Genomic DNA, 25,731 nt, shown 5'->3' with positions numbered 1-25,731 from the left:
CATGAACAGCGAGATCGCGGATGTTCTGCCCGCTCAACCTCATGAGCGCTGGTTCGATCTTTGCTTTCGCCTTATCATCGTGGCGCTGGCGGGCTTCTGGCTGTTGACGCCCCCGGCAGCGGGCGAGCCCCGCACCAACGCGATCAAGGCGGCCGTAGCGACACGATGAGCACGAGACGACCAGAGCCGACGACCGCGCGCCGTATCGAGGCGCTGGCGACGCTGCCGCTGTTCCACAAGCTGGAAGGCCGCAGGGTCGTGCTTGCGGGCAGCAGCGAAGGCGCGCTCTGGAAGGCTGAACTGCTGGCGGCGGCCGGCGCGGAACTGCATGTGTTCGCCAGCGGCGCTGTCGAACTGTTTGAGCCGCTCGTTGCGAATCCGCCGGCTGGGCGCGTGACCGCCCTGCCCCGGGCGTGGCAGGCCGACGATCTCGACGGCGCCGCGCTCGCCATCGCCGATATCGAGGATCATGACGAGGCCCACGCCTTCGTGGCCGCCGCGCGACAGGCCGGGGTTCCGGTCAATGTCGTCGACAAGCCGGAATTCTGCGATTTCGCCTTCGGTTCGCTGGTCAACCGCTCGCCCTTGATCGTGGCGATCTCGACCGACGGCGCCGCGCCTGTGTTCGGGCAGGCGATCCGCGCCAAGATCGAGGCGCTGCTGCCGACCGGGCTCAAGGGCTGGGCGCAGGCGGCGAAGGACTGGCGGCCGGCGGTTCAGGCACGCGAACTGCCCTTTTCGCTGCGTCGCGCCTTCTGGGAGACATTCACCAGCCGCGCCATGTCTGCACCGGAGCGCCGGCCCGATGCGCAGGACCAGGATGCGCTCTTTGCAGCGCTCGGGCGGATCGAGAGCGAGCATGACGGCGTCGGCCGCGTCACGCTCGTCGGGGCGGGCCCCGGCGACCCCGAACTGCTGACGCTGAAGGCGATCCGCGCACTCCAGAGCGCCGACATCATTCTCTATGACGATCTCGTCTCGGCCGGCGTGCTGGAACTGGCCCGGCGCGAAGCCAAACGCATGCTCGTTGGCAAGACCGGCCACGGCCCATCCTGCAAGCAGGACGACATCAACGCGATGATGGTATCGTTGGCGGGCCAGGGCAAGCATGTCGTCCGGCTCAAGAGCGGCGATCCCGGCATCTTCGGACGCGCCGGCGAGGAGATCGAAGCCTGCGCGGCGGCCGGCATTCCGGTTGCGATCGTACCGGGCATTTCGGCGGCTCAGGGCGCTGCGGCGGCGCTGGGCATCTCTTTGACCCATCGCGACCACGCCCGCCGGCTGCAATTCGTCACCGGCCATGCCCGCAACGGGCAATTGCCGGATGATCTCGACTGGCAGGCGATGGCCGACCGCCACGCCACCACGGTGATCTACATGCCGCGCGCGACGCTGGCGGCCTTCCGCGACCGCGCCGTCGAGGCTGGGCTCGATCCGCAGACGCCGGCGATCGCCATGCTCGGCGCGACGCGCCCCGACGAGGCGCGGGTCGCCGGCACTATCGCGAGCCTGCCCGATCTGCTCGGCGATCTGCCGGAAAAGGGGCCGGTTCTGGTCATGGTCGGATTCGCGTTGGGCGTTGCGACCGCGGCCGTGGCGTTGCCGGGGCGGATGCGGGCCTGACTCGCTCCGGAGCCGCTCGGATTTCCGCCTGATTTGGGGGCGAATCTGATCTGCGATCTGCCCAGCCGGAATTGGCCAAAGCCGATCGGAACGCTTGTCAGGGAGATGCGTTTTCTCTCAGGACATCGAAGTTTGGAAAAGGCGCATTGCAGCGCGCCGTTGAGGCGAGGACGATAATTCAGTACGTTTCGTTTGTTATTCAGAACTAAAGCGCGGCGTTTCTCTCGAGAAATCCGGCTTTGATCGCAACGGAGCCCTGAGATGAAGCGACCTCGCCTTCACCGCCTTTTGCAGGTCGGTCTCGTCCTTGGCGCATTCTCGCTTTGCTTTGGCGTCGTGGCCGGGGCCCGCGCCCAGACCGAGCTTCTGAACGTATCCTATGACCCGACGCGCGAGCTTTATCGCGACCTCAACGCCGCCTTCATCGCCGAATGGAACGCGAAGAGCGGCAAGAAGATCACCACGATCCGGCAGTCCCATGGCGGTTCCGGGGCACAGGCCCGCACCGTGATCGACGGGCTCAACGCCGATGTCGTGACGCTTGCACTCGCCGGCGATATCGACGCCATCGCCCAGCGCGCGAAGAAGCTCCCGGAGAACTGGCAGAGCCGCCTGCCGCACAACTCTTCGCCTTACACTTCGACGATCGTGTTCCTTGTCCGCAAGGGCAATCCGAAGGCAATCAAGGACTGGGGCGATCTGGCGAAGCCCGGCCTGCAGATCATCACGCCGAACCCGAAGACATCCGGCGGCGCGCGCTGGAACTACCTCGCCGCCTGGGCTTATGCCGAGAAGGCCTTTGGCAAGGACGAGGCCAAGGTGCGCGACTATATCGGCAAGCTGCTCGCCAATGTCCCGGTGCTCGACACCGGCGCGCGCGGCGCGACCACCACCTTCACCCAGCGCGGAATCGGCGACGTTCTCCTGTCGTGGGAGAACGAGGCTTTCCTCGCGCAGAAGGAGTTCGGAGCCGACAAGTTCGATATCGTCGTGCCGAGCCTTTCGATCCTGGCGGAGCCGCCCGCGGCGCTGGTCGACGCTAATGTCGATGCGAAAGGCACCCGCGAACAAGCGCAGGCCTATCTCGAATTCCTCTACACGCCGAGGGCTCAGGCCATCATCGCGAAGAACTTCTATCGCCCACGCAATCCCGAAGCGGCGGAAGCAAAAGATATCGCGAACTTCCCCAAGGTCGAACTCGTCACTATCGACGCCGCCTTCGGTGGCTGGGCCAAGGCGCAGCCGACCCATTTCGGGGATGGTGGCACCTTCGACCAGCTCTACAAGCCGGCGCGCTGAGCGATGGCGGCAGCCGCGACCCTGCGCTGGCGCGAGCACAGCATCCTGCCGGGATTCGGGCTTTCGCTCGGCATCACGCTGTCGGCCCTGTCGCTGATCGTTCTGGTGCCGCTTGCGGCGCTGTTCGTGAAGGCGGCCAGCGCAGGCCCGGCCGACATCTGGGCGGTAGCGACCTCGCCGCGCACGCTGGCAGCGCTGCGGCTGTCGTTCCTTGGCGCGCTGTTTGCGGCCTGCGTCAACGCCGTCTTCGGAATGATCCTGGCCTGGGTGCTGGTGCGCTACGAGTTTCCTGGCCGTCGCTTCATCGATGCGGCGGTCGATCTGCCCTTCGCGCTGCCGACGGCGGTGGCCGGGATCTCGCTGGCGGCGATCTACGCGCCCAATGGCTGGGTGGGCGGCTTCTTTGCTCCCTACGATATCAAGATCGCCTACACGCCGCTCGGCGTAATGGTGGCGCTGATCTTCGTCGGCCTGCCCTTCGTGGTTCGTACCGTACAGCCRGTGCTGGAGGAGATGCAGGGCGATGTCGAGGAGGCCTCCGCCCTGCTCGGCGCGAGCCGGCTGCGGACGATCCTGCGCGTGGTTCTGCCGCCGGTGATGCCGGCGCTGATGACGGGCTTCGTGATGGCCTTTGCGCGGGCGGTAGGCGAGTACGGCTCGGTGATCTTCATCGCCGGCAATATCCCGATGGTGTCGGAGATCGCGCCGCTTTTGATCGTGATCCGGCTGGAGCAGTTCGACTATGCCGGCGCGGCCGTGGTCGCGACGATAATGTTGCTGATCGCTTTCTTGCTCATCCTGACGGTGAACCTGATCCAGGCGCGGGCGCGCCGGAGGTTCGGCGATGTCTGATCTCGCTCTACCAGCACCGCAGGCTGATCGCGGGGCCCGCCACGACGTCCATCGCGTCCGCAGCGAAAGCCTGCTGGTGCGGGGGCTGCTGATTGCGCTTTCGCTTGGCTTTCTGGCGCTTTTCCTGCTGTTGCCGCTGCTGTCGGTCTTCGTCGAGGCCAGCGCGCGCGGCTGGGCCGCCTATCGCGACGCCGTCACCGAACCTGATGCGCTGGCCGCGATCCGGCTGACTTTGCTGGTCGCTGCGATCGCGGTGCCGTTCAATGTCGTGGTCGGAATCAGCGCCGCATGGGCGATCGCGAAATTCCAGTTCCGCGGTAAAAATCTGCTGATCAGCCTGATCGACCTGCCCTTCTCGGTGTCGCCGGTGATCTCGGGCCTGGTCTTCGTGCTGCTTTTTGGGGCGCAGGGCTATTTCGGCGCCTGGCTAAAGGAGCACGACATCCAAATCGTCTTCGCACTGCCCGGTCTCGTGCTGGCGACGGTGTTCGTGACCTTCCCCTTCGTCGCGCGCGAACTGATCCCGCACATGCAGTCGCTCGGTTCGGCAGACGAGGAAGCGGCGTTGACGCTGGGCGCATCGGGCTGGCGCGTCTTCCTGACGATCACGCTGCCGAACGTGAAGTGGAGCCTGTTCTATGGCGTTTTGCTCTGCAACGCCCGGGCGATGGGCGAGTTCGGCGCGGTCGCGGTCGTTTCCGGCAAGATCAGGGGCCTGACCAACACGATGCCGCTGCATGTCGAGATTCTCTACAACGAATACATGAGCGCGGCGGCTTTCGCTGTGGCCTCGCTGCTGGCGGGGCTGGCGCTCGTGACGCTTGCGCTCAAGACCCTGCTGGAATGGCGCTTCGCCGACGCCATCGCCGCCAGCCGCAGCCACTGATCGGGAAAGCCTGCATGTCTGTTGCCGTCACCATCGAGAGCATCGAGAAGCGCTTCGAGGCCTTTGCGGCCTTGCGCGGCGTCTCGCTCGACATCCAGCCCGGCGAACTCGTCGCGCTGCTTGGCCCCTCCGGCTCGGGCAAGACGACGCTGCTGCGGCTGATCGCCGGGCTCGAACAGGCCGACAATGGCCGTGTCCTCTTCGGCGAGACCGATATGCGCGATCTCACGCTGCGAGACCGGCGGATCGGCTTCGTCTTCCAGCACTATGCGCTGTTCAGGACGATGAGCGTCGCCGAGAATGTCGCCTTTGGGTTGAAGTCGCGGCCGCGCCATGACCGGCCCGACGCCACCGACATCCGCAGGCGCGTCGGCGAACTGCTCGAACTCGTGCAGTTGCCGGGTCTGCAGAAGCGTTATCCGAGTCAGCTTTCGGGCGGCCAGCGCCAGCGCGTCGCCTTGGCGCGGGCGCTGGCGATCGAGCCGCGCGTGCTCCTGCTCGACGAGCCCTTCGGGGCGCTTGACGCCAAGGTTCGCAAGGATCTGCGCGCCTGGCTGCGCGATTTGCACCGGCGTACCGGCCACACCACCGTGTTCGTGACGCATGATCAGGAAGAGGCGCTCGAACTCGCCGACCGGGTCGCCATCCTGAACGACGGCAAGCTCGAGCAGGTCGGTTCGCCCGACGATGTCTACGACCACCCGGCGACACCCTTCGTCTGCGAATTCCTCGGCGAGGTGAACAAGCTGCCGGTCAAGGTCGTCGGCAGCCAGGCCTTCTTCGGCGACCGGCCGGTGCTCGGCGGCCTCTTGCAGAACCAGAGCGGAAAGGCTTCGCTCTATGTCCGGCCGCAGCATCTGCGCATCGTCGACGACATGCCTCTGGCCTTGCCCGGCGTGGTCGAGCATGTGCGTCGCAACGGTCCGCTGCGCCGGGCCGAGGTCGCGGTGCAGGGACTGGCGAAGCGGCTCGACGTCGATCTGGCGAGCCAGGTTTCACCGGCGATCGGCGAGCGCATCCGGCTGCGGATCACGCATGGCAGCCTGTTCGCGGCGGCGTAGAGCGCGGCCCCCTCGCCTGCGCGACGCCGAGCCGCTAGCCTGCCTGCAACTGATTTGCATGGGAGTGAGAGATGAAAGCGCGCGCGCGTTGGGTCGAGGGCATGGCCTTCATGGGCGAGGCCGGCAGCGGCCATTCCGTGATCATGGACGGCGCGCCCGAATATGGCGGGCGCAATATCGGCATCCGGCCGCTCGAGATGCTGCTGATCGGGCTCGCCGGCTGCACCGGCTTCGACGTCGTCCAGATTCTGCAGAAGGGCCGCGAGCCGGTCACCGGCTGCGATGTCGAGGTCGAGGCGGAGCGCGCGACCGAAGTCCCGAAGGTGTTCACCAAAATCCATCTCACCTATCGCATCACCGGACGCGGGCTCTCGCTGGCCAAGGCGGAGCGGGCCGTCACATTGTCGAAGGAAAAATACTGTTCGGCTTCGATCATGCTCGGCGCGACGGCCGAGATGACCTACGCGATCGATTTGATCGACGATGTGCAGAAGGCAGCAGCCGAATGAGCGAAACCGAATTCTCAGGATTGATCTCGCCCGACGCGCTCGCCGCCCGGCTCGGCGACGACAATCTGGTCATCATCGATATCCGCTCCTCGGTCGATGGCGGCGGCGAGGCGGCCTATGAAGCCGGCCATATTCCCGGTGCTGTACATTCCGACTATGTCGCGGATGGCTGGCGCGCCAAGGTCGGCAATGCGCCGGGCATGCTGCCGCCGCTCGCGCATCTCGGCGAACTGGCGGGACGCCTCGGCATCAGGCCGAATGACGATGTGGTGATCGTGCCCGCCGGTGTCAGCGCGACCGATTTCGCGGCGGCAGCGCGCGTCTACTGGACGCTGAAGCTGATCGGCCATGGCCAGCAGGCTATTCTCGATGGCGGCTTCAGGGCATGGACCGCCGACGCATCGCGCCCGGTGGAGGCTGGCGCCTCCGCGCCGAAATCGGCAGGCTCGTATCCGATCGTGATGCAGCAGCGTCTGCGCAGCAACACAGACGCGACCTTCGTCGCTTCGCGCAGCAAGCTTGCGACATTGGTCGATGCGCGCTCGAAGAGCTATTTTGAAGGAGCGGAAAAGGCTGCCGAAGCGACGCGGGCGGGCCATATCCCGGGTGCGATCTCACGCGATTATACGCAAGGTTTCGATCCAGCGACCGGCAGGCTCAGGCCCCCAAGCGAACTCACTGCATTGTTCAGCGGTGTGCCGAACGGGCCGGTAATCTCCTATTGCAACACCGGCCACACGGCGGCGCTGAACTGGTTTGCTCTGTCGGAGGTTCTGGGGCGCGACGAGGTTGCGCTCTATGACGGCTCGATGACCGACTGGACGCAGGATCCCGAACGGCCCGTGGCGACCGGAGCGGGCTGAACCCGCTCCGGGCCGGCCCATATCAGTTGGGCCGCATGCTGGTCGAGGTTGCGCGGTTGCCGTAGCGGTCGACGTGGACGCCGATGGTGGAGCCATCCTCGTAGCGGGTGAAGGTGCTCGTGATCCCGGTATCGGGATTGTAGACGGTGCGGCTGGAAGCGCCCCTGGCGTTGGCTTTCTGGCCCTTCGGACGGATACCTTCTGTGACGAGGCCGTCCGGCGTCGTCGTCCGGACGACGCGGTCGCCATCGCCGATGCTGGTCGAGCGGATGCGGGTGCCATCCGGCAGAATGCCTTCGGCGTAGCTCCCGGCCCCATTGGCGCGCAGCAGCGCCATTCTGTTCATCCGCGCCCGCTGCTCGTATTCCTTGATGCGGTCATTGCCACCACCGCCGCCGTTGCCACCGCCGCCTTCGGCTCTGGCGGCGCTCGCCGCAGCGAGGGCGAGGAAAGCGATGCTGGCGATCTTCAACGTCGTCGTGGCGAACATGATGGGCTCCTGTTTTTTGTGCCGGGCGCTGCGCCCGAGCGGTTGCTGACCTCGATTGGTCGCGCCGGACCCGAAACAGGTTCATCTGCCGTTCATTTTATTTCGCGCCTTCCGCGCGAGCCTCGTCGAATTTGCAAATCCGACGGAAAAGGATCAAAGAGGCGCGATCGTGCCGGCCTTGCCGCACCCATTCCTTTCCGTTCCAGAGTCTGATCGCCGATGAACGCCGTCGCGCCGAAAATCTCGTTCGTTTCGTTGGGCTGCCCGAAGGCGCTGGTTGATTCCGAGCGCATCATCACCTCGCTGCGCTCGGAGGGCTATGAGCTCAGCAAGAGCCATGCGGGCGCCGACCTGGTGATCGTCAACACCTGCGGCTTCCTCGACTCCGCCAAGGCTGAATCGCTGGAGGCGATCGGTGCGGCGATGTCGGAAAACGGCAAGGTCATCGTTACCGGCTGCATGGGCGCCGAGCCCGAGCAGATCCGCGACCGCTTCCCCAACCTGCTCGCGATCACCGGTCCGCAGGCCTATGAGAGCGTCGTCTCGGCGGTGCATCAGGCTGTGCCGCCGCGCCACGATCCCTTCGTCGATCTCGTGCCCGAGCAGGGCATCAAGCTGACGCCGCGCCACTACGCCTATCTGAAGATTTCAGAGGGCTGCAACAACCGCTGTAGCTTCTGCATTATCCCCAAGCTGCGTGGCGATCTGGTCTCAAGGCCGATCGGCGAGGTGCTGCGCGAGGCAGAGAAGCTGGTCAAGGCCGGCGTCAAGGAGCTGCTGGTGATCTCGCAGGACACCAGCGCCTACGGCCTCGACATCAAATACCAGCCGTCGATGTGGCAGGATCGCGAGGTCCGCACGCGCTTCTTCGAGCTTGCGCGCGAGCTCGGGCAGATGGGGGTGTGGGTGCGCATGCATTACGTCTACCCCTACCCGCATGTCGACGAGGTCATCCCGCTGATGCAGGAAGGCCTGATCCTGCCTTATCTCGACATCCCCTTCCAGCACGCTTCTCCCAGCGTTCTCAAAGCGATGAAACGCCCGGCTCATCAGGACAGGACGCTCGACCGGATCGCGAAATGGCGCTCGATCTGTCCCGATCTGGCGATCCGCTCGACCTTCATCGTCGGCTTCCCCGGCGAGACCGAGGAGGACGTGCGGTTTCTGCTGGAATGGCTGAAGGAAGCGAAGCTCGAGCGCGTCGGTTGCTTCAAATACGAGCCGGTCAAAGGTGCGCCCGCCAACGATCTCGGCCTCCCGCTGGTCCCGGAGGAGGAGAAAGAGGCGCGCTGGCACCGGTTCATGAAGGCGCAGGCCGAGATCAGCACTCGGATCATCAAGAATCGCGTTGGCAAGCGCATTCAAGTCATCATCGACGAGGTCGGCCCAACGGTCGCTAAGGGCCGCTCGAAATGGGATGCGCCCGAGATCGACGGCTCGGTTCACGTCGCGAGCCGCCGGCCGCTCAGGGCCGGCGACATCGTCACGGTGAAGATCGAGCGCGCCGACGCCTATGACCTGCACGGCATCGCGGTCTGAAGGCCTCAGGGCGTCTCGCAGAAGTAGCGGATGATCTCGCCGCTGCGGCTGCGTACCGCGAAGACCTCGCCACCGGCGCAGGCGGCATCGGCGGAAGCCATATGGCGCCGGATGACCGGCGGCTGACGCGGCGGCGGCTCGGCGCAGACATGGGTGATGCAGTTGGGGCTGGCGCGACGCTCGACCGCCCGGGTCAGGCGCGCCTTCGACACTTCGTTCTCGCGCAGCACCTGAAGGATCGACGGATCGCCGCCACCGGCATTGCCACCACCACCGTTGCCGCCATCGCCGCCACGGCCACCGCCATTGCCGCCGCCCTGCTGGGCCATGGCGACTGTCGAAATGGTGAGCGAGGCCAGGATGAGCCCCGTGAAACGAATGGTCCGGTTCATGACCTGTCTCCCTGAAAATGAGGATCAGCATGTGCTGACCCCCATTGGTCGCGGGGACGGGGCGGCGGGTTCAAAGCCCCGTGCGAAATTTTTGCAGGGTCAGGCGACGGCGATGCGCCGGGGGGCGACAGCGCGGCCGAGCCACCAGCCGAGGCGCTGCGCCAGCATGGCGAGCGCCAGCGCATAGCCGATCAGGGCGACGATCCAGCCGAAGGCCGTCAGGCTGAATGCGCCCAGCACCAGCGCGCCCCGGCCGAGCACCTTCAGCGTGGCCCGCAGGGTCGAGCCTTTGGCGGTGGCGAGCGTCGCGGCGCGACGAATATCGCCGGCGTCGTCGGCGATGCTGAGCACCTGACGCAGACCGCGCTGGCCGGTGCGGGCATAAAGTGCGCCGGCATCCTGCCCGAGTGCGGTCAGGCGCGCCATCGCGACCGGCCTGACGACGCCGCCAGCCGCGGCGCGCGCGGCGGCGATGTCGAGACGCGAGGCGGCAGCCATGCTCGCGCTCAAGGCCGGGCGATCGACGGCCTGGACGGCGGCGCGTGTCAGGCTTGCGGTCAGAGCGGGCGACAAGAGCCTCGCCTTGCTCGCGGATTTGACGAGGCTCAGGCCATTGCGGGCCGGCAGCGCGCCGCCGAGACTGATCCAGGTCGCGGCGCTGAGCGCGAGGCCCGCTGCCGCGAGCGCCAGAACGGTCGGGTCGGCGACCTCGCCGCCGAGCCATTTGCGACCTTCGCTGGCGAGATCGCGCAGGTCGCCGACGCCTGCGATGTCGCCCGCCAGCGCTCCGGCGAAGGCCGCGCCGCCTTCGCGGTCACCATTCAGGAAACCGTGCCCGAAATCCTCGATCGCGTTGGCGATGCCAGCGTCGTTGAGCTTGGCAATACGCTCACGCTGTTGGGGCGCAACGGCAAGGTCGCGCTCCGTCGCAAGCGCGACGAAGCTCTCGGCGAGCTCGATATCGCGTGCCGCGAGCGCCGTCTCGATTTCGGCGGCGACGCGCTGCGCGGTCAGCGTCTCGTCGAGCCGCAGGCGAGACAGCGCGACGGGGTCGTCGGCCGCATCGAGAAGCTGCCAGTGCCGGACACCTTGCGGGGCGACCGTCGCGCCGCCGCCAAGCGCCAGGATCGCCGCCAGCATCAGCGCAAGCCACTTCATCCCGACGTTCCGCTCCCTGCCGTGCCTTGCCCGACGCGCCGCCGGGCAAGGTCTTGGCCTAGCCGCAAAACGCGGCGAGATTTCGCCGCTGCGTCATCCTCAGGGCAGCAGCACCGTCGAACCCGTGGTCCCGCGGCTTTCGAGCGCGCGATGGGCGTTGGCTGCATCCTGCAGCGCAAACGTCGCGTTGACCGGCACGGTGACCTTGCCGGAGGCGACGGCGCCGAACAGGTTCGCCGCCATCTCGACCATGGTCTCGCGCTTGGCGATGTGGGTGAACAGCGTCGGGCGCGCGACGTAAAGCGAGCCCTTGGGTCCGAGCAGTCCGAGATTGAACGGCTCAACCGGGCCCGACGCATTGCCGAAGCTCGCCAGCAGGCCGAAGGGCTGCAGGCAGTCGAGCGACGGCAGGAAGGTATCCTTGCCGACGCCGTCATAGACGACGGCGCAAAGCTTGCCGCCGGTGATTTCCTTGACGCGGGCGGGGAAATCCTCTTCGCGATAGAGGATGATGTGGTCGGCCCCGTGCGCCTTGGCGAGATCCGCTTTTTGCTGGGAACCGGTGGTGCCGATCACGGTCGCGCCCAGCGCCTTGCCCCACTGGCACAGGATCAGCCCGGTGCCACCGGCGGCGGCATGGACCAGGATCGTATCGCCCGGCTTCACCTTGTAGGTGCGGTGCAGCAGGTACTCGGCCGTCAGCCCCTTGAGCATCATGCTGGCGGCGGCCTCGAAGGACACGGCGTCAGGCAGCGCGACGGCGGTGTTGACCGTGACGATGCGCTCCTCGGCATAGGAGCCGAGACCCGCGACATAGGCCACGCGGTCGCCGGCCTTGAACTCGGTGACGCCAGGCCCAACACTCAAGACCTCGCCTGCCGCCTCATTGCCGGGAACGAAGGGCATCTGCGCGACCGGGTAAAGCCCGGTTCGGAAATAGGTGTCGATGAAGTTCAGGCCGATGGCGCGGTTCTTGACCAGCATCTCGCCGGCGCCCGGCGCAGGCAGCGTGATATCCTCCCATTGCAGCACTTCGGGTCCGCCGACCTTGTGAACGCGGATGGCCTTGACCATGAGTTGAACTCCCTGTCGTTGATGGCGGACCATATGGGTCAGGCTGCGGTTGTTGCAACGTCGCGCGACGCCTTGCCGGTCTGGTGAATTCGCAAGTCGTCTTGGGAAGCGCGTTCCTGCGGCAAGTCGGTCAATGGCCAAGTTTGCGATCTTGCGCTAGCCAAAGCCATGGGTTCGATTTCTCCAGACAGCGATATCGCCATCGTCGGTGCAGGTGCGGTCGGCCTGGTTGCGGCGCTCGCGCTGGCTCAGGATGGCTGGCGCGTGAGCGTCATGGGTAATCCAGCCGCGCCGCGCGATGGCCGTACAGTTGCCCTGCTCGACGCTTCGTGGCGCCTGCTGCAGACGCTCGACGTTACCACCGCACTCTTCGACAAGGCCGCGCCGCTGGCCGTGATGCGGCTCGTCGATGATACCGGCAGCCTGTTTCGCCAGCCGCCGGTCGAGTTTCGCGCCTCCGAGGTCGGGCTCGAAGCCTTCGGCTGGAATATCGAGAATGCCGAACTGGTCGCGGCGCTGGCGGCGCGGTTGGCAGACCATGATGCGATCACGCTGGTGCCGGGCCTCGTCTCGGGCATCGAGGCCGACGATAATTGCGCGATCGTCTCGGGTGAAGGCTTTGCACCGGCGAGCGCCCGTCTCGTCATCGGGGCCGATGGCCGGCAGTCGCGCGTGCGGCAGGCGGCGGGCATCGTCGCACGCGACTGGCTTTATCCGCAGGTCGCGCTGACGGCGATCCTGTCGCATCGCCGCGACCACCGCGAGACCTCGACGGAATTCCATACGCGCAAGGGTCCGTGCACACTGGTGCCCCTGCCCGGCCGGCGTTCGTCGCTGGTCTGGATGCTCGATCCAGCCGAGGCGGATCAGGTCGCGGCGCTTGACGACATCGCGTTCGCGCGCCGTGTCGAGACGCAGACGCATTCGCTGCTCGGCGCTATGGCGCTCGACGGGCCGCGCGGCCGGGTTCCGATGGGCGGTCTTTCCGTGGACCGCTTTGCCGCCGGCCGGATGGCGTTGATTGGCGAAGCCGCGCATGTGTTTCCGCCGATCGGCGCGCAGGGGCTCAATCTCGGGCTGCGCGATGTCGCGGCGTTGCGGGAGGCGCTGCGTGGCGAGGCCGATCCGGGTTCCGCGCCGGCGATGACGGTCTATGACAAGGCGCGTCAGACCGATGTGCGCCTGCGCACTGGAGCGGTTGATGCGCTGAACCGGACCCTCCTGACCGATCTGATGCCGGCCGACCTCGTGCGTGGCGCAGGCCTGCTGGCCCTGTCGCGGATTGCGCCGTTGCGGAGGCTCGTGATGCGGCAGGGGCTAGCTGGCGGCATGACGGGCTGAGGGCCGCTCAATCCGTTTCGGATCGGCCAAGCAGCCGCACTGTGTCGGCCCCGACGGCCGCCACCCGTCGCAGCGCCTCGGCCTTCTCGCGAAAGACCGGTGCGAGCGGCAGCGGCGTCGAGACCAGCCGCATGCCGCCTGGCTCTTCGGCCTGTGCATCGAGCAGGCCGCGCGCGGTCAAATGCGGGTCGGCCATCGCCTCTTCCAAGGTTCGCACGACAGTGCAGCAACAGTCGCGCGGCTCGAGCAGCGCGCGCCAGTGTTCAGCCGGCCTCGTCAGGATGATCGCGGCGATCGCGGTGCGCGTCGCGTCGGGATCGTCGCGGTCGCGGCGCAAGGCGGGATCGAGCGCGATGGCGTCGCAGAATGTCTCCCAGAATTTCGGTTCGAGCGCCCCCACGGCGAGAAACCAGCCGTCCTGCGTGGTGTAGAGGCCGTAGCGCGGCGTCGCGCCGGTGAGTTCGCCCTCCCCGCCCAGCGGATAGCGCCCCTTCGCCTGTCCCTGAGCCAATCCGTACCAGCAGAAGGCCGGCATCGCGTCGCTCATCGCGATGTCGAGATGACAGCCTGCCCCGCTGCGTTCGCGCTGGCGCAAAGCGAGGAGGATGTTGAGCACGGCCGGCATCGTGCCGCCGCCGATGTCGGCTACGAGCGCGGGCGGCAGCGGCGGCGGCTCGCCGCGCTTGAGCGACTGGCCGAGCAGGCCGCCGATCGCCTGGTAGTTGATGTCGTGGCCGGCCTCGTGGGCGCGCGGCCCGGTCTGGCCATAGCCGCTGATCGAGCAATAGATCAGTCGGGGGTTGAGCGCCTTCAGCGCCGCATAGCCGAAGCCAAGTCGCTCCATCACACCGGGCCGGAACTGTTCGATCAGGATGTCGGCGCGCGCGATCAGCGGCGTCAGCCGCGCCAGCGCGTCGCTCTCTTTCAGGTCGATCTCGATGCTGGCCTTACCGCGGTTGAGCACGGCGAAGGGCGCCGAGGTCTCGCCGAAGCGTGGCGGAAACCGGCGCATGTCCTCGCCGCCCGGACGCTCGATCCGGATGATCTCGGCCCCGGCCTCGGCGAGAAACAGGCTGGCGAGCGGACCCGGCAGCAGGGTCGAGAAATCCAGCACGATCAGGTCGTCGAGCGGCAGCATTCGACAGGGTCTCGCGGATCTGGCCGCGCAAGACGGCCGTTGGCTCAGGGGAAGAGGTCGGCCGCCATCCTGCCCGTCTTCACCAGCCACAGGAAGCCCGTCAGCGTGCCCATCGAGACGATGGTGCCGACGAGGATGCAGGCCGAGGCGCGTTCGATGCCGATCCGGTACTGCGTCGAGATGACGAAGATGTTCAGCGCCGGCGGCAGCGCCGCCATGATGACGGCCGTGAAGATCCAGTGATCGGGTACATCGGCGATCAGCGAGAGCAGGACCCAGACCAGGAGCGGATGCAGCACCAGCTTGGTTGCGACGAGCAGCGGCACCTCGACCGGCATGCGCTTCAGCGGCCGCAGCGCGACGGTGACGCCGAGCAGGAAGAGCGCGCAGGGCGCGGCCGCCTGCGAAAGCCAGAGCGTCATCTTGTCGAGCGCCGAGGGCAGTTCCAGATGGGTGAAAGCCGCGATCACGCCCGCCGCGGTTGCGATGTTGAAGGGGTGGGTCAGCACCTTCCAGATGATTTCGCCGGTCGTCGCCAGCAGGCTCTTCTTCTCGACGCCGGCGATCGCCATCAGGAAGGGGACGAGCGAGAACAGCAGGATGCTGTCGAAGACGAAGACCAGCACGAGCGGCGCACTCGACGCCGGCCCCAGCGCCGCCAGGATCAGCGGCGGACCCATATAGCCGATGTTGGAATAGGAGCCGGCGACGCCCTGCATCACCGATTGCGGCACGTCGCGACCGGTGAACTTCATCCCGATCGCGAAGGACAGCGCGAAGGCGCAGAAGGTCGAGAGCGTGGTGGCGATGACGAAGCGCCAGTTGCTCAGTTCGCTGAGCGGCTTGTCGGCGATCAGCCGGTAGAACAGCGGCGGCAGCGCGACATAGATCAGGAAGAACTGCAGCCAGGCGAGCCCAGCCTCCGGCAACTGCTTGTAGCGGCCGATGGCGTAGCCGAGCAGGATCAGCCCGAAGAACGGAGCGACCAGATTGAAGATGGCAGTGAGATCGGACATCGGGACGCATCAGGCGGCGACAGCGGCATGCATCGCATCATCGTGTCGCAATACCGTCTTTCCCGACGCGCGCAAGCACGATCCCGAGTGGCGTTTCGGAATGATTTCCGGCCGATGCGGGCTTGACGCTGCGACAACAGGTTCTCATCCTGTCAAAGATTTGCCGCTGAGCTGCACAGGTTTTTCGGGAGAATTGCCATGACGCCGAAAGAGTATCTCGACCTTTACACCTATCTCGAAGTCGAGAACCCGCTCACCCTGCGGACCGAAAGCGCTGGCGTAACCGCGTACGGATCGTATTGGGGCTCGCGGAAATATCCTGGCCAGGGCAACAAGAGCTTCCCAGCCGACCCGGTCAAGAAAGAGTATGAAATCTTCACCGCCGCGTTACGCATGGCCCATCACGGCAATACGAAGACCCCCTGCGGCGAGCGTTTCGTCTTCGATCAGGTGCCGCTCGGCTGGATCTTCCCAACCGAGGAATTCTACGCCGTGACCATTTTCAACGCATTTCTCGGCAAGGGCAGCCCCGACGAGATCACCGATACGCTGCGGCTGGCGATGGCGATCGGCCGCATCAAGCTCGAGGGTACCGACGTCGCGGGCGCGCCGCGCGCCTTTCCGACTGCGCAGCAATATGCCGACAGGTTCATGACGCTGGACTGCAACGGGCTCGTCAGGAATTTCTGCGGAGCCGCCGTCAACGATATCAAATATTACGCGGCGAAGGAGCGTCGGCGCCTCGATCCGACCAGGGTCCAGATCGGCGATGTCGTTGTGACGCATTGCAATCTCCATCCCTACGAGCACATCGGCCTGATCGACGGCTGGCAGGTCAAGCCCGGCAACCTGGCGGAAGTCAGCGTGGCCGAATGGGGCAAGGCAGGCGACGAGGATGCGCATTATTCGACCTTCACCGTCCCCATCGCGCGCAGCTTCGAGGACCAGGTCGGCGTCGGCTGGACGACGACCAGCAATCTCGCGGGCAATCCACCGACATATCGGTCGATCTTCACGCGCCCCGTCATGAACGACCCGCTCGGCTGGTCCTGAGCGAACTACGGCTGAGTCCAATCGCGCGCTAGCGGGACAAATTCCGGACAAGGCGCCGAAGCTCGTCGGTCGCACTGCAGGTTAGGATAAAAATACTAGGAATTATAACCTATAATTTCATTAGGTTTACCTTCCTAGGCATGGAGTCTCCTTGGGCGAATGTCCGATGGACGTCGCCAGCAAGCTCCGGCACATTCGCCGCAATGCAGCATGGAGCTTTCCCATGACGACCAAGACGCCGCGCCAGTTCTTCCGCCCGCTTGCGATCGGCGCGCCCGAGCCATTTCGCGAACTGCCGCTCAGGCTGGAGCGAATGATCCATTTCGTGCCGCCGCATCTGGAGAAGGTGCGCGCCAAGGTCGGTGAGCTCGCCGGTCAGGTCGACATCGTGCTCGGCAATCTGGAGGACGCAATTCCGGTCGAGGCCAAGCAGGCGGCGCGAGACGGCTTAATCGCGATGGGCAAGGCGGTGGATTTCGGCAAGACCGGCCTGTGGACGCGGGTCAATGCGCTGAACTCGCCGTGGTTCCTCGACGACATCACTGCAATCATGGCCGAGATCGGAGGCAAGCTCGACGTCGTGATGGTGCCGAAGGTCGAGGGTCCGTGGGATATCCACTATGTCGACCAGCTGCTGGCGCAGTTCGAGGCCAGGCACCAGTTGCCCAAGCCGATCATGATCCACGCCATCCTGGAGACGGCCGAAGGCGTCAAGAACGTCGACACGATCGCGACCGCCTCGCCGCGCATGCACGGGATGAGCCTGGGGCCGGCCGACCTCGCAGCCTCGCGCGCCATGAAGACGACTCGTGTCGGCGGCGGGCATCCCGAGTACAAGGTCATCGCCGACCCTTCATCGGATGGGGCTGCGCGCGCCGTGGCGCAGCAGGATCTCTGGCACTACACGCTGGCGAAGATGGTCGATGCCTGCGCCGCGGCCGGAATCAAGCCCTTCTATGGTCCGTTCGGCGATTTCTCGGACATGGACGCCTGCGAAGCCCAGTTCCGCAACGCCTTCCTGCTCGGCTGCTCGGGAGCATGGACGCTGCACCCGTCCCAGATCGCCATTGCCAAGCGCGTCTTCAGCCCCGACCCCGGCGAGGTGGTCTTTGCCCAGCGTATCATCGCGGCGATGCCCGATGGTTCCGGCGCGGTGATGATCGACGGCAAGATGCAGGACGACGCGACCTGGAAACAGGCGAAGGTCATCGTCGATCTGGCGCGGCAAGTCGCCGGGCGCGATCCCGAACTGGCTGTGCGCTACGGGATGTGATCGGTGGTTCCGCCCGGAACCAGTTGATTTTGACGTATTTGCGACGCAATCCTAACGCAAGCGCGAGATCGCGCGGCGAAGGCGGATGAGGTGGCCTGCCTTGTCCTAGTGTGAACGAGTGGGATCATGGAAGCACGTTCGGCGAAATTCAGGATCGGACAGGTGGTGAAACACCGCGTCTATCCGTTCCGGGGCGTGATCTTCGACGTCGATCCGACCTTTTCCAACACGGACGAATGGTGGCTGGCGATTCCGGAGCACCTCCGGCCGTCGAAGGACCAGCCATTTTATCACCTCTTCGCCGAGAACGAGGAGACCGAGTACGTCGCCTATGTCTCAGAGCAGAATCTGGTCGTCGATGAATCCGGGCGGCCGATCCGCCATCCGCAGGCCAAGGAATTCTTCCGACGCGACCGCAAGGGCCGCTACACCATCGACCGGGCCGGGCTGAACTGAGCCGACGGCTTTTCCCCAAGAGGCATCAAGACATGAAAAAGGCCGGTCCCGAGGGACCGGCCTTTTCAGTTTGGAGCCAGCAGCATCGATCAGGGCTTGGGCGGGACGGCCGGCGCAGGCGCGGGGATGGCCGGAGCCGGCGCTGCGCCGGGAACTGCCGGCGCGCCAGGAGCGGCATTGGCGCCGCCGGCGCCGAGACGCTGGCGAAGCTCTTCCTGGCGTTTGGCGAGTTCGTCCTGCAGGGCCTTCTGCTGATCTTCCAGAACCTTGGGATCAATCGCCGCGCCGTCGAAGCCCTTGCCGAAATCGGCGAGCGGAATGGCGAATGAGACCTCGCGGGCGCCCTGGTTCTGGACACTGACGCTCAGCGTCGCGCCCTTCTTCATCGCGTTGATGAAGTCGTCCTTGACGGTCGCCTCGGCGAAGCAGCCGTTCGGGAAGCAGATGGCGTAACGGCCCGGCGTCGGCTGGGCGGTGTCGACGCCGAAGCGGATACCCGGCGACAGCAGCAGGCCGAGCGGCATCAGGAAACGCACGATCTTGTTGGGGTCGCCCTTCACGTCATAGACCGCGACCGCAAGCACGGGCTGGCCCTGGTCGGAGACGAAATCGCGCGTGGTGTAGCAGATCTCCTTGTTGGCGGCCTGGTCCTTGCCGCAGACCTTGGTCCATGTGGTCTGGGACGGCTCCGGCTTCACCTGCACGACGGTCGGACCGGTTCCGGCCTGCGGCTGCGCCGGGGCGGCGGGAGCAGCCGGAGCGGGCGCGGCAGGCCGCTGTGCCGGACGCTGCGCCTGGGCGAAGGCGGCGGCGGGAGCAAAGCCGAGCGCGGCGCTGAGGGCTACGCCCAGAGCGCGGGAAGGCAGGCGAAACGAAGCGGACATTGTTCTTTCCTTAAATCTGCGAATTCGGGACCACGACTTCGCAAGCCGCGCGCGTCACCCGCGACAGCCCCATCGCATATGAATGCCGGCTGCCGCAAGCCGTGCACATCAGGGGCGATTGAGGCGTTTGAATGACAACTCGCCACGCCCTTTAACCAGTTCCGCTGGCGGACTCCAGTCCGAATAGCTGCATCGCAGCGTCTGCACCGTGTTATTCTAGGGTTCGGGAATCAGCTCGGAAGACGGATTTGCTTCGCGTGACCCCAGCAGCCTTCCGTGCTGCCGCAAGGACGACACTGCTTAGTCTGGCGCTGATCCTTGCGCCGGGCGCAATCGCGMGCGCCGAATCACCGGCTCCGCGCGCAGCGATCGCCATGCATGGCGAGCCGGCCTTGCCGCGCGGTTTCACGCATCTGCCCTATGCCGATCCCGACGCACCCAAGGGCGGGCGGATCATCTTCGGGCTGCAAGGCACTTTCGACAGCCTGAACCCGCTCGTCGTGCTGGGCGTCGCGCCTGACGCCGTGCCGCGCTACGTCCAGCAGAGCCTGCTCGTCCGTTCGGCCGACGAGCCGTTCACGGCCTACGGCCTGCTCGCCTCCGGCGTCGAACTGAACGAGGAGCGCACGCGGCTCGCCTTCGAGATCGACGAGCGCGCGACCTTCTCGGACGGCACGCCCGTCACCGCCGACGATGTGCTCTTCACCTTCGAGATGCTCAAGAGCAAGGGCAAGCCGTTCCATCGCTCGAGTCTCGGCCGCGTGACGAAGGTCGAGACGCCCTCCCCGCGCCGGATCGTGTTCGAACTCGGCGACGGCTCCAACCGAGAACTGCCGCTAGTGATCGGCGCGATGCCGATCTTCGCGCGCCATGCGACGGATGCCGAGCGCTTCGGCGAGACCAGCTTCAAGCCGGCTCTCGGCTCGGGCCCCTATCTCGTCAGCGAGGTCCGGCCCGGCGAGGCCCTGACCCTGAAGCGGCGAGCCGATTTCTGGGCCGAAAACCATCCGCTGACACGCGGGCTCTTCAATGCCGACGAGATCCGCTACGATTTTTATCGAGACGCCAACGCGCTGTTCGAGGCGTTCAAGGCCGGGCTCTACGATGTCCGTCTCGAAGGCGAGCCGACGCGCTGGATGACCGGCTACGACGTCCCGGCGGTGCGCGACGGCCGCATCGTCCGTGAAGCGCTTCACTTCCAGTCGCCCAAGGGTATGACCGGTCTCGTCTTCAACACGCGCCGGCCGCTCTTTTCCGATATCCGGGTGCGCGAGGCGCTCGGCATCCTGTTCGATTTCGAATGGGTCAATCGCAACCTGTTCCATGGCGTCTACAAGCGGGCTGGCAGTTTCTTCTCGGATTCGGAGCTGTCGGCGCTGGGCGTGGCCGCCGATGCGCGTGAGCAGGCGCTGCTCGCCGGCTTTCCCGGCAGCGTTCGCGAGGACATGCTGTCCGGGCGCTGGTCGCCCCCCTCGACCGACGGTTCGGGCCGCGACAGGGACCAGGCGCGCCGGGCGCTCGCGCTGCTCAATCAGGCCGGATTCGGCATGGTCGATGGCGTCCTGCGCAATATGAAGGGCGGCGACCCACTCGCCTTCGAGATCACAGTGACCAGCCGGCCGCAGGAACGGCTGGCGCTGAACTATGCTTCATCGCTCGGGCGGCTCGGCATTGTGGTTTCGGTCAGGCTGATCGACGACGTCCAGTATTGGCGCCGGCTCGCGGCCTTCGATTTCGACATGATCCAGTGGACCTGGCCGGCCTCGGCCTCGCCCGGCAACGAGCAGATCGGCCGCTGGGGTTCGGCCAATGCCGACCGCAAGGGCGCGCTGAACTATGCCGGCGTGAAATCACCCGCGGTCGACGCCGCCTTGCAGGCCATCCTGGGCGCACGGGCACGCGAGGATTTCGTCGCCGCGGTTCGCGCGCTCGACCGGCTCCTGCTCTCGGGCTTTTATGTCGTGCCGCTCTATTACCTGCCGGAGACGTGGCTGGCACATTCGCGCGATGTCGTCCTGCCGGCGCGAAAGCCGGCCTATTTCCTCGCAACCGAAGTCCTGGCGCGCCGTCCAGCGCCGCCAGCACCAGCCAATTAAGGGCTCAGATGCGCGCCGACCAGGACGACGCCGCCTCCGCCCTGCTCGACGGGCTCAGCCTCGACACGCTGCTCAAGGCGCTGACGCGCGGACGCGGTTACGAGGCGGCGCTGCGCGATCCGCCGGGGCGGCGCGGCTGGAGCGACGTCATTCCGACCTCGCTGAGCTTCGCGCAGCTCGATGAGCGCATCGATCAGTTGGCGCGGTTGCTCGCGATAAACCGCGCGCAGGCCGGCGCGACCGTCGCCATCCTCGCGCCGCTCGGCCCGGAGGCGATCGTCAGCGTGCTCGCCTCGCTCCGGGCCGGGCTGTCGCCACTGATGCTGCCGCTCCATGCCAGCGACGACGAATTGCTGCGGTTGATCGAGCGTTCGGGCGCGGTGATGGCCCTCGGCGTCGGCCGGCTCGGACCGATGAAGCCGCTCGTCACACTGCGCGATCTCGCGGTGCGCTCCTTCGGGATGCGTTTCGTCGGTGGTTTCGGGCAGGACGTGCCTGATGGCGTCGCGCCGCTGGACACGCTGATGGCGACCGCAGGGCTCCACCCGCTGCCGGTGCAGGACGAACGCCCGACGCTGCAGGCGGTCGATGCTTCCACGCAGGCCGGGCCGATGCGGATGTCCGAGCGCGACGTGCTCGGCAAGGCGCTGGAGATCTCGCGGCTGCTCAAGCCGCTGTCATCGTCGCGGATCGTCACCACGCTGGTCGGCGGCGATCTCGCTGCTCTCGCCAGCGGGCCTGGCATGGCGATGCTGACCGGCGTCGAATTGCTCCCGCTGGGCCTGTTCAATCTCGGCGATCTGCAGGCTTGCGTCGCTGGCGGCCGCAACGTCCATCTCGTGCTTCCGGGCGCGATGGAGCCGGCCGTGGCCCGATCCAGGCTCGCCGAGGATGCCGCGCTCGCCAGCCTCGTCTTCGTGCAGCGCGGCGGCGAGCCGCGAGCCCTGCCGGCGCTCGGCCGGCCCGACGTGGCGATCGTCGATATCGACGTCGCGAGCCCTGTCGAGATCGCGGTCAGCCGGCGCTGATCACCCCACCTTTTTGCGCTCCGCGATCCGCGCGAGATCCGTCAGCAATCGCCGTGTGCCCTTCAAGCGCGCTTCCGCCGTCTCGAAATCGTCGATGAAGACGACACGCATGTCGGGACGGACCTTCGCCAGGGTGCCGATCTTCGCGACATAGGAGACGAGCCCCTCGGGGTTGGCGAACTCGTTGTCGCGGAAGGCGACGATGATGCCCTTGGGGCCGGCCTCGACCTTCTCGACATTGGCGCGCTTGCACAAAGCCTTGATCGCGACGATCTCGAGCAACTGCTGGACCTCCTCCGGCAGCGGCCCGAAGCGGTCGACGAGTTCGGCGGCAAAAGACTGGATGTCGCCGTCGTCGTCCAGCGTCGAGAGGCGCTTGTAGAGGGTCAGGCGCAGCGTCAGATCGGTGACGTAGTGCTCGGGGATCATGACCGGCGCGCCGATCTGGATAGCCGGCGACCATTGCGTGGTGCTCTCGAAGTCGATGCCCGACTTCAGCGCCGCGACGGCCTCCTCAAGCATCTGCTGGTAGAGCTCGTAGCCGACCTCCTTGATATGGCCGGACTGCTCGTCTCCCAGGAGGTTGCCCGCGCCCCTGATGTCGAGGTCGTGGCTGGCGAGCTGGAAGCCCGCGCCAAGCGTATCGAGCGATTGCAGAACCTTGAGTCGCCGTTCGGCCTGCTCGGTCAGCTTGCGGTTGGCCGGCATGGTGAAGAGTGCGTAGGCGCGGACCTTCGAGCGGCCGACGCGGCCCCGGAGCTGGTAGAGCTGGGCGAGGCCGAACATGTCGGCGCGGTGGACGATCAGCGTGTTGGCGCTGGGGATATCGAGACCGGATTCGACGATCGTGGTCGAGAGCAGGATGTCGTACTGGCCGTTATAGAACGCCGTCATCACGTCCTCGAGCTGGCCCGCCGCCATCTGGCCATGGGCGATGCCGACCTTGGCCTCGGGCACCTGCTTGTCGAGGAAGTCCTTGACGTCGGAGATATCCTCGATGCGCGGCACGACATAGAAGCTGCGGCCGCCGCGATAGCGTTCACGCAGCAGCGCCTCGCGCACGATCAGCGGGTCGAACGGCGTGACGAACGTGCGCACCGCCAGTCGATCGACCGGCGGAGTCGCGATGATCGAGAGTTCGCGGACGCCGGTCATCGCGAGCTGTAGCGTGCGCGGGATCGGCGTCGCGGTCAGCGTCAGCATGTGAACCTCGGCGCGGAACTCCTTCAGCCGTTCCTTGTGGTTGACGCCGAAATGCTGCTCCTCATCGACGATGACGAGGCCAAGATCCTTGAACTCGATCGCCTTGCCAAGCAGCGCATGTGTGCCGACGACGATGTCCATCGTGCCGTCCCTGACGCCCGCCTTGACCGCCTTCAGATCCTGCGCGCCGACGAAACGCGAGGCCTGGCCGACATTCACCGGCAGCCCCGAAAAGCGCTCGGCGAAGTTGCGGTAGTGCTGGCGCGCCAGCAGCGTCGTCGGCACCACGACAGCGACCTGCTTGCCGTTCAGCGCACAGGCGAAAGCGGCGCGCAGCGCCACTTCCGTCTTGCCGAAGCCGACATCGCCGCAGACGAGGCGATCCATCGGCCGCCCCGCCGCCATGTCGTCGAGCACGGCGTCGATCGTGGCCTGCTGGTCCTCGGTCTCCTCATAAGGGAAGCGCGCGCAGAACTCGTCATAGAGCCCCTCCTGCGGGATCAGACGCGGAGCTTCCTTGAGCGCGCGGGCGGCCGCGATGGCGATCAGCTTGCCGGCCATCTCGCGGATGCGCTGCTTCAGTTTGGCCTTGCGGGCCTGCCAGCCGCCGCCGCCCAATCGGTCGAGCGGGACCTCTGTATCCTCGGAGCCGTAGCGCGAGAGCAGTTCGATGTTCTCGACCGGCAGGAAAAGCTTGGCCGCGAGCGCATAGTGGATTTCGAGGCAGTCATGCGGCGCGCCGGCGGCCGTGATCGTGCGCAGGCCGATGAAGCGGCCGATGCCATGATCGACATGAACGACAAGATCGCCGGGGCTGAGCGAAGACAGCTCATTGATGAAATCCTGCGGCCGCCGCGATTTCTTGCGCGGGCGCACGAGACGGTCGCCCAGGATGTCCTGTTCACCGATGACCGCGAGCTTGCCGGCCTCGAAGCCGGTCTCGAAACCCCAGACGGCGAGCGCCGTCGTGCCGGGCTTGAGGTCGAATGCGGCGCGCAGCGAACCCGTTGTCTGGACGGTCTTCAGGCCATGATCCGCCAGCACATGCGCCAGCCTCTCCCGCGAACCTTCCGACCAGGCGGCGAGGATGACGCGGCGACCATCGGCCTGCAGCGCCTTCACATGCGCGACGGCGGCATCGAAGACGCTGCCGGCATTGTCGGCGCGCTCGGCGGCGAAGCTGCGACCCTGTCTTGCGCCAAGATCGACGATCAGCTTGCCGTCGCTGTCGGGCAGCTGGAAGGGCGTCATCGACGCGACGCCGGCCTGGTCGACGATGCCGCGCCAGTCGACCGGCGAGAGATAGAGTGCGTCGGGCTTCAGCGGCTTATAGGGCGCGCCGCCGGCGCTCGGCTGATCCATCGCGGCCTTGCGGGCGTCGTAATAGTCCTTGATCAGGCTGATGCGTTCGCCGACCGCATCCTCGGCCTGATGGTCGAGCATCAGCGGCACGTCGGGCAGATAGGTGAAGAGTGTGTCGAGCTTGTCTGCCAGCAGCGGCAGCCAGTGTTCGAGCCCGGCCGGACGCCTGCCTTCGCTGACCGCCTCGTAGAGCGTGTCGTCGCGGCCGGGCGTGCCGAAAGTCGTAATGTAGCTCTGGCGAAAGCGTTTGATGCTTTCGCTGGTCATCTGCGCCTCGGACATCGGCACGAGGTCGAGGCCCCGCATCTGACCGGTGGTGCGCTGCGTCTCCGGATCGAAGGTGCGGATCGATTCCAGCGCGTCGCCGAAGAAGTCGAGCCGGATCGGGGCCGGCATGCCCGGCGGATAGAGATCGACGATGCCGCCGCGCACGGCGAATTCGCCGGTCTCGCGCACGGTCGAGGTGCGCAGATACCCGTTCATGTCGAGCCAGCGCGCCAACTGGTCCGTATCGACCATGTTGCCGGGCGCGGCCGAGAAGCTCTCCGATGCGACCTTGGAGAAGGCCGGCACGCGCTGGAGCGCGGCGTTGACGGTGGTCAGCAGCAGGCGCGGCTTGTCGCCGGACCTGGTCTTGGCGAGCCGCGACAGCGTCGTCATGCGGTGCGCGACGATGGAGGGCGCCGGCGAGACGCGGTCATAGGGCTGGCAGTCCCAGGCCGGAAACGACATCACCTCGAGATCGGGCGCGACGAACTGGAGCGCGTTCTCCAGCACCTGCAGGCGCTGGCCATCCCGCGCGACGAAGACGAGCATCGCCGCGCCTTCGGATTTCTTGGCTCGGGCGCGGACGAGATCGGCGAGGATGACGGCGTCGAAACCGTCGGGAACGCTCGCGAGGGTCGGCTTGTCGCCACGATCGAGCGCATCGAGGATGCGCTCGATCTGGAGTTTAGCGAGTTGGGCGGGAGGCGCGATCATGATCGGCAATCGTCAAGAGAAGCTGGCGCTGGAAGAACCCCTCTCCCGGTTGGGAGAGGGACAGGGGTGAGGGCCCGCCGCCGGCTGTTGAGGAGGCAACGGAGCCGCTGCGCTTCAAGCCCCAACGGCAGGCCCTCATCCGGCCCTCCGGGCC

Annotated in this window: 23 protein-coding genes; 15 read left to right on the top strand and 8 right to left on the bottom strand. The window is 66.3% G+C overall.

Annotated elements, in window-relative coordinates; genetic code table 11:
- Window position 1: 1 nt before the first annotated feature.
- The 8 genes from AC1DZY_RS19280 to AC1DZY_RS19245 all read left to right on the top strand — a co-directional run bounded on the left by AC1DZY_RS19280 (window position 2) and on the right by AC1DZY_RS19245 (window position 7,093).
- Window positions 2–169, top strand: coding sequence for a hypothetical protein (locus AC1DZY_RS19280; RefSeq protein WP_476821760.1), 168 nt, complete (start codon window positions 2–4; stop codon window positions 167–169).
- Window positions 166–1,623 (top strand): siroheme synthase CysG, encoded by a 1,458-nt coding sequence (gene cysG / locus AC1DZY_RS19275; RefSeq protein ID WP_476821759.1) that lies wholly within the window; start codon window positions 166–168, stop codon window positions 1,621–1,623. The genes AC1DZY_RS19280 and cysG overlap by 4 nt, the downstream gene beginning before the upstream one ends.
- Window positions 1,624–1,884: 261 nt before the next feature.
- On the top strand, window positions 1,885–2,922 hold the full coding sequence (locus tag AC1DZY_RS19270) for a sulfate ABC transporter substrate-binding protein (protein WP_476821758.1): 1,038 nt from the start codon (window positions 1,885–1,887) through the stop codon (window positions 2,920–2,922).
- A gap of 3 nt (window positions 2,923–2,925) precedes the next feature.
- Window positions 2,926–3,774, top strand: a complete 849-nt coding sequence (cysT, locus tag AC1DZY_RS19265; RefSeq protein ID WP_476821757.1) for a sulfate ABC transporter permease subunit CysT — start codon at window positions 2,926–2,928, stop codon at window positions 3,772–3,774.
- Entirely contained in the window at window positions 3,767–4,660 is an 894-nt protein-coding gene (cysW, locus tag AC1DZY_RS19260; protein WP_476821756.1) for a sulfate ABC transporter permease subunit CysW, read from the top strand. The genes cysT and cysW overlap by 8 nt, the downstream gene beginning before the upstream one ends.
- Window positions 4,661–4,674: 14 nt before the next feature.
- Entirely contained in the window at window positions 4,675–5,721 is a 1,047-nt protein-coding gene (locus AC1DZY_RS19255) for a sulfate/molybdate ABC transporter ATP-binding protein (protein ID WP_476821755.1), read from the top strand.
- 71 nt (window positions 5,722–5,792) lie between these two features.
- Window positions 5,793–6,230, top strand: a complete 438-nt coding sequence (locus tag AC1DZY_RS19250) for an OsmC family protein (protein ID WP_476821754.1) — start codon at window positions 5,793–5,795, stop codon at window positions 6,228–6,230.
- A complete protein-coding gene (locus AC1DZY_RS19245; RefSeq protein ID WP_476821753.1) occupies window positions 6,227–7,093 on the top strand; it encodes a sulfurtransferase in 867 nt (288 codons plus the stop codon). The genes AC1DZY_RS19250 and AC1DZY_RS19245 overlap by 4 nt, the downstream gene beginning before the upstream one ends.
- A gap of 22 nt (window positions 7,094–7,115) precedes the next feature.
- Here the strand turns inward: AC1DZY_RS19245 and AC1DZY_RS19240 are convergent, their stop codons facing one another.
- Window positions 7,116–7,583, bottom strand: a complete 468-nt coding sequence (locus AC1DZY_RS19240; protein WP_476821752.1) for a hypothetical protein — start codon at window positions 7,581–7,583, stop codon at window positions 7,116–7,118.
- Window positions 7,584–7,802: 219 nt separating this feature from the next.
- On the opposite strand from AC1DZY_RS19240, the gene rimO reads away from it, so the two are divergent.
- Window positions 7,803–9,122, top strand: coding sequence for a 30S ribosomal protein S12 methylthiotransferase RimO (gene rimO, locus AC1DZY_RS19235; RefSeq protein ID WP_476821751.1), 1,320 nt, complete (start codon window positions 7,803–7,805; stop codon window positions 9,120–9,122).
- 5 nt (window positions 9,123–9,127) lie between these two features.
- Here rimO and AC1DZY_RS19230 read toward each other — a convergent pair whose 3' ends face one another.
- The 3 genes from AC1DZY_RS19230 to AC1DZY_RS19220 all read right to left on the bottom strand — a co-directional run bounded on the left by AC1DZY_RS19230 (window position 9,128) and on the right by AC1DZY_RS19220 (window position 11,746).
- The gene (locus tag AC1DZY_RS19230; RefSeq protein WP_476821750.1) at window positions 9,128–9,514 is read right to left on the bottom strand and encodes a hypothetical protein; all 387 of its coding nucleotides are present in this window, start codon (window positions 9,512–9,514) and stop codon (window positions 9,128–9,130) included.
- A gap of 99 nt (window positions 9,515–9,613) precedes the next feature.
- Entirely contained in the window at window positions 9,614–10,672 is a 1,059-nt protein-coding gene (locus AC1DZY_RS19225) for a hypothetical protein (protein WP_476821749.1), read from the bottom strand.
- A 99-nt stretch (window positions 10,673–10,771) separates the two neighbouring features.
- The gene (locus AC1DZY_RS19220; protein WP_476821748.1) at window positions 10,772–11,746 is read right to left on the bottom strand and encodes a quinone oxidoreductase family protein; all 975 of its coding nucleotides are present in this window, start codon (window positions 11,744–11,746) and stop codon (window positions 10,772–10,774) included.
- 168 nt (window positions 11,747–11,914) lie between these two features.
- Here AC1DZY_RS19220 and AC1DZY_RS19215 point away from each other — a divergent pair, with 168 nt between their 5' ends.
- The gene (locus tag AC1DZY_RS19215; RefSeq protein ID WP_476821747.1) at window positions 11,915–13,087 is read left to right on the top strand and encodes a UbiH/UbiF family hydroxylase; all 1,173 of its coding nucleotides are present in this window, start codon (window positions 11,915–11,917) and stop codon (window positions 13,085–13,087) included.
- Between the two features lie 7 nt (window positions 13,088–13,094).
- Here AC1DZY_RS19215 and AC1DZY_RS19210 read toward each other — a convergent pair whose 3' ends face one another.
- Entirely contained in the window at window positions 13,095–14,225 is a 1,131-nt protein-coding gene (locus AC1DZY_RS19210; RefSeq protein ID WP_476821746.1) for a CaiB/BaiF CoA transferase family protein, read from the bottom strand.
- 44 nt (window positions 14,226–14,269) lie between these two features.
- Window positions 14,270–15,241, bottom strand: a complete 972-nt coding sequence (locus tag AC1DZY_RS19205) for an AEC family transporter (RefSeq protein WP_476821745.1) — start codon at window positions 15,239–15,241, stop codon at window positions 14,270–14,272.
- Window positions 15,242–15,439: 198 nt separating this feature from the next.
- Between AC1DZY_RS19205 and AC1DZY_RS19200 the strand changes: the two genes are divergently transcribed.
- The 3 genes from AC1DZY_RS19200 (at window position 15,440) to hspQ (ending at window position 18,023) form a co-directional block, all read left to right on the top strand.
- Entirely contained in the window at window positions 15,440–16,294 is an 855-nt protein-coding gene (locus AC1DZY_RS19200) for a hypothetical protein (protein WP_476821744.1), read from the top strand.
- Window positions 16,295–16,517: 223 nt separating this feature from the next.
- On the top strand, window positions 16,518–17,567 hold the full coding sequence (locus AC1DZY_RS19195) for an HpcH/HpaI aldolase/citrate lyase family protein (protein ID WP_476821743.1): 1,050 nt from the start codon (window positions 16,518–16,520) through the stop codon (window positions 17,565–17,567).
- A gap of 126 nt (window positions 17,568–17,693) precedes the next feature.
- Window positions 17,694–18,023, top strand: coding sequence for a heat shock protein HspQ (gene hspQ / locus AC1DZY_RS19190; RefSeq protein ID WP_476821742.1), 330 nt, complete (start codon window positions 17,694–17,696; stop codon window positions 18,021–18,023).
- A gap of 89 nt (window positions 18,024–18,112) precedes the next feature.
- On the opposite strand, the gene AC1DZY_RS19185 is transcribed toward hspQ, so the two are convergent.
- Window positions 18,113–18,907 carry an invasion associated locus B family protein gene (locus tag AC1DZY_RS19185; protein WP_476821741.1) on the bottom strand — a complete coding sequence of 265 codons (795 nt, stop codon included), beginning with the start codon at window positions 18,905–18,907 and terminating at the stop codon, window positions 18,113–18,115.
- Window positions 18,908–19,164: 257 nt separating this feature from the next.
- Here AC1DZY_RS19185 and AC1DZY_RS19180 point away from each other — a divergent pair, with 257 nt between their 5' ends.
- Together AC1DZY_RS19180 and AC1DZY_RS19175 are read left to right on the top strand one after the other, a co-directional pair.
- Entirely contained in the window at window positions 19,165–21,003 is a 1,839-nt protein-coding gene (locus tag AC1DZY_RS19180; protein ID WP_476821740.1) for an extracellular solute-binding protein, read from the top strand.
- Window positions 21,004–21,011: 8 nt separating this feature from the next.
- Window positions 21,012–22,031, top strand: a complete 1,020-nt coding sequence (locus AC1DZY_RS19175; RefSeq protein ID WP_476821739.1) for an AMP-binding protein — start codon at window positions 21,012–21,014, stop codon at window positions 22,029–22,031.
- Here the strand turns inward: AC1DZY_RS19175 and mfd are convergent, their stop codons facing one another.
- A complete protein-coding gene (gene mfd, locus AC1DZY_RS19170) occupies window positions 22,032–25,577 on the bottom strand; it encodes a transcription-repair coupling factor (protein WP_476821738.1) in 3,546 nt (1,181 codons plus the stop codon).
- Between the last annotated feature and the right edge of the window lie 154 nt (window positions 25,578–25,731).

The organism is Allobosea sp. P2_A10 (assembly GCF_056405115.1).
The sequence above is the reverse complement of the archived record's forward strand: the minus strand, read 5'-3'. Positions and strand labels throughout refer to the sequence as shown.

What these genes read in the sequence shown, in the direction of transcription:
- AC1DZY_RS19280 (WP_476821760.1), top strand. Translation starts at nt 2, where the DNA reads ATGAACAGCGAGATCGCGGATGTTCTGCCCGCTCAACCTCATGAGCGC.
- cysG (WP_476821759.1), top strand. Translation starts at nt 166, where the DNA reads ATGAGCACGAGACGACCAGAGCCGACGACCGCGCGCCGTATCGAGGCG.
- AC1DZY_RS19270 (WP_476821758.1), top strand. Translation starts at nt 1,885, where the DNA reads ATGAAGCGACCTCGCCTTCACCGCCTTTTGCAGGTCGGTCTCGTCCTT.
- cysW (WP_476821756.1), top strand. Translation starts at nt 3,767, where the DNA reads ATGTCTGATCTCGCTCTACCAGCACCGCAGGCTGATCGCGGGGCCCGC.
- AC1DZY_RS19255 (WP_476821755.1), top strand. Translation starts at nt 4,675, where the DNA reads ATGTCTGTTGCCGTCACCATCGAGAGCATCGAGAAGCGCTTCGAGGCC.
- AC1DZY_RS19250 (WP_476821754.1), top strand. Translation starts at nt 5,793, where the DNA reads ATGAAAGCGCGCGCGCGTTGGGTCGAGGGCATGGCCTTCATGGGCGAG.
- AC1DZY_RS19245 (WP_476821753.1), top strand. Translation starts at nt 6,227, where the DNA reads ATGAGCGAAACCGAATTCTCAGGATTGATCTCGCCCGACGCGCTCGCC.
- AC1DZY_RS19240 (WP_476821752.1), bottom strand. Translation starts at nt 7,583, where the DNA reads ATGTTCGCCACGACGACGTTGAAGATCGCCAGCATCGCTTTCCTCGCC.
- rimO (WP_476821751.1), top strand. Translation starts at nt 7,803, where the DNA reads ATGAACGCCGTCGCGCCGAAAATCTCGTTCGTTTCGTTGGGCTGCCCG.
- AC1DZY_RS19230 (WP_476821750.1), bottom strand. Translation starts at nt 9,514, where the DNA reads ATGAACCGGACCATTCGTTTCACGGGGCTCATCCTGGCCTCGCTCACC.
- AC1DZY_RS19225 (WP_476821749.1), bottom strand. Translation starts at nt 10,672, where the DNA reads ATGAAGTGGCTTGCGCTGATGCTGGCGGCGATCCTGGCGCTTGGCGGC.
- AC1DZY_RS19220 (WP_476821748.1), bottom strand. Translation starts at nt 11,746, where the DNA reads ATGGTCAAGGCCATCCGCGTTCACAAGGTCGGCGGACCCGAAGTGCTG.
- AC1DZY_RS19215 (WP_476821747.1), top strand. Translation starts at nt 11,915, where the DNA reads ATGGGTTCGATTTCTCCAGACAGCGATATCGCCATCGTCGGTGCAGGT.
- AC1DZY_RS19210 (WP_476821746.1), bottom strand. Translation starts at nt 14,225, where the DNA reads ATGCTGCCGCTCGACGACCTGATCGTGCTGGATTTCTCGACCCTGCTG.
- AC1DZY_RS19205 (WP_476821745.1), bottom strand. Translation starts at nt 15,241, where the DNA reads ATGTCCGATCTCACTGCCATCTTCAATCTGGTCGCTCCGTTCTTCGGG.
- AC1DZY_RS19200 (WP_476821744.1), top strand. Translation starts at nt 15,440, where the DNA reads ATGACGCCGAAAGAGTATCTCGACCTTTACACCTATCTCGAAGTCGAG.
- AC1DZY_RS19195 (WP_476821743.1), top strand. Translation starts at nt 16,518, where the DNA reads ATGACGACCAAGACGCCGCGCCAGTTCTTCCGCCCGCTTGCGATCGGC.
- hspQ (WP_476821742.1), top strand. Translation starts at nt 17,694, where the DNA reads ATGGAAGCACGTTCGGCGAAATTCAGGATCGGACAGGTGGTGAAACAC.
- AC1DZY_RS19185 (WP_476821741.1), bottom strand. Translation starts at nt 18,907, where the DNA reads ATGTCCGCTTCGTTTCGCCTGCCTTCCCGCGCTCTGGGCGTAGCCCTC.
- AC1DZY_RS19175 (WP_476821739.1), top strand. Translation starts at nt 21,012, where the DNA reads ATGCGCGCCGACCAGGACGACGCCGCCTCCGCCCTGCTCGACGGGCTC.
- mfd (WP_476821738.1), bottom strand. Translation starts at nt 25,577, where the DNA reads ATGATCGCGCCTCCCGCCCAACTCGCTAAACTCCAGATCGAGCGCATC.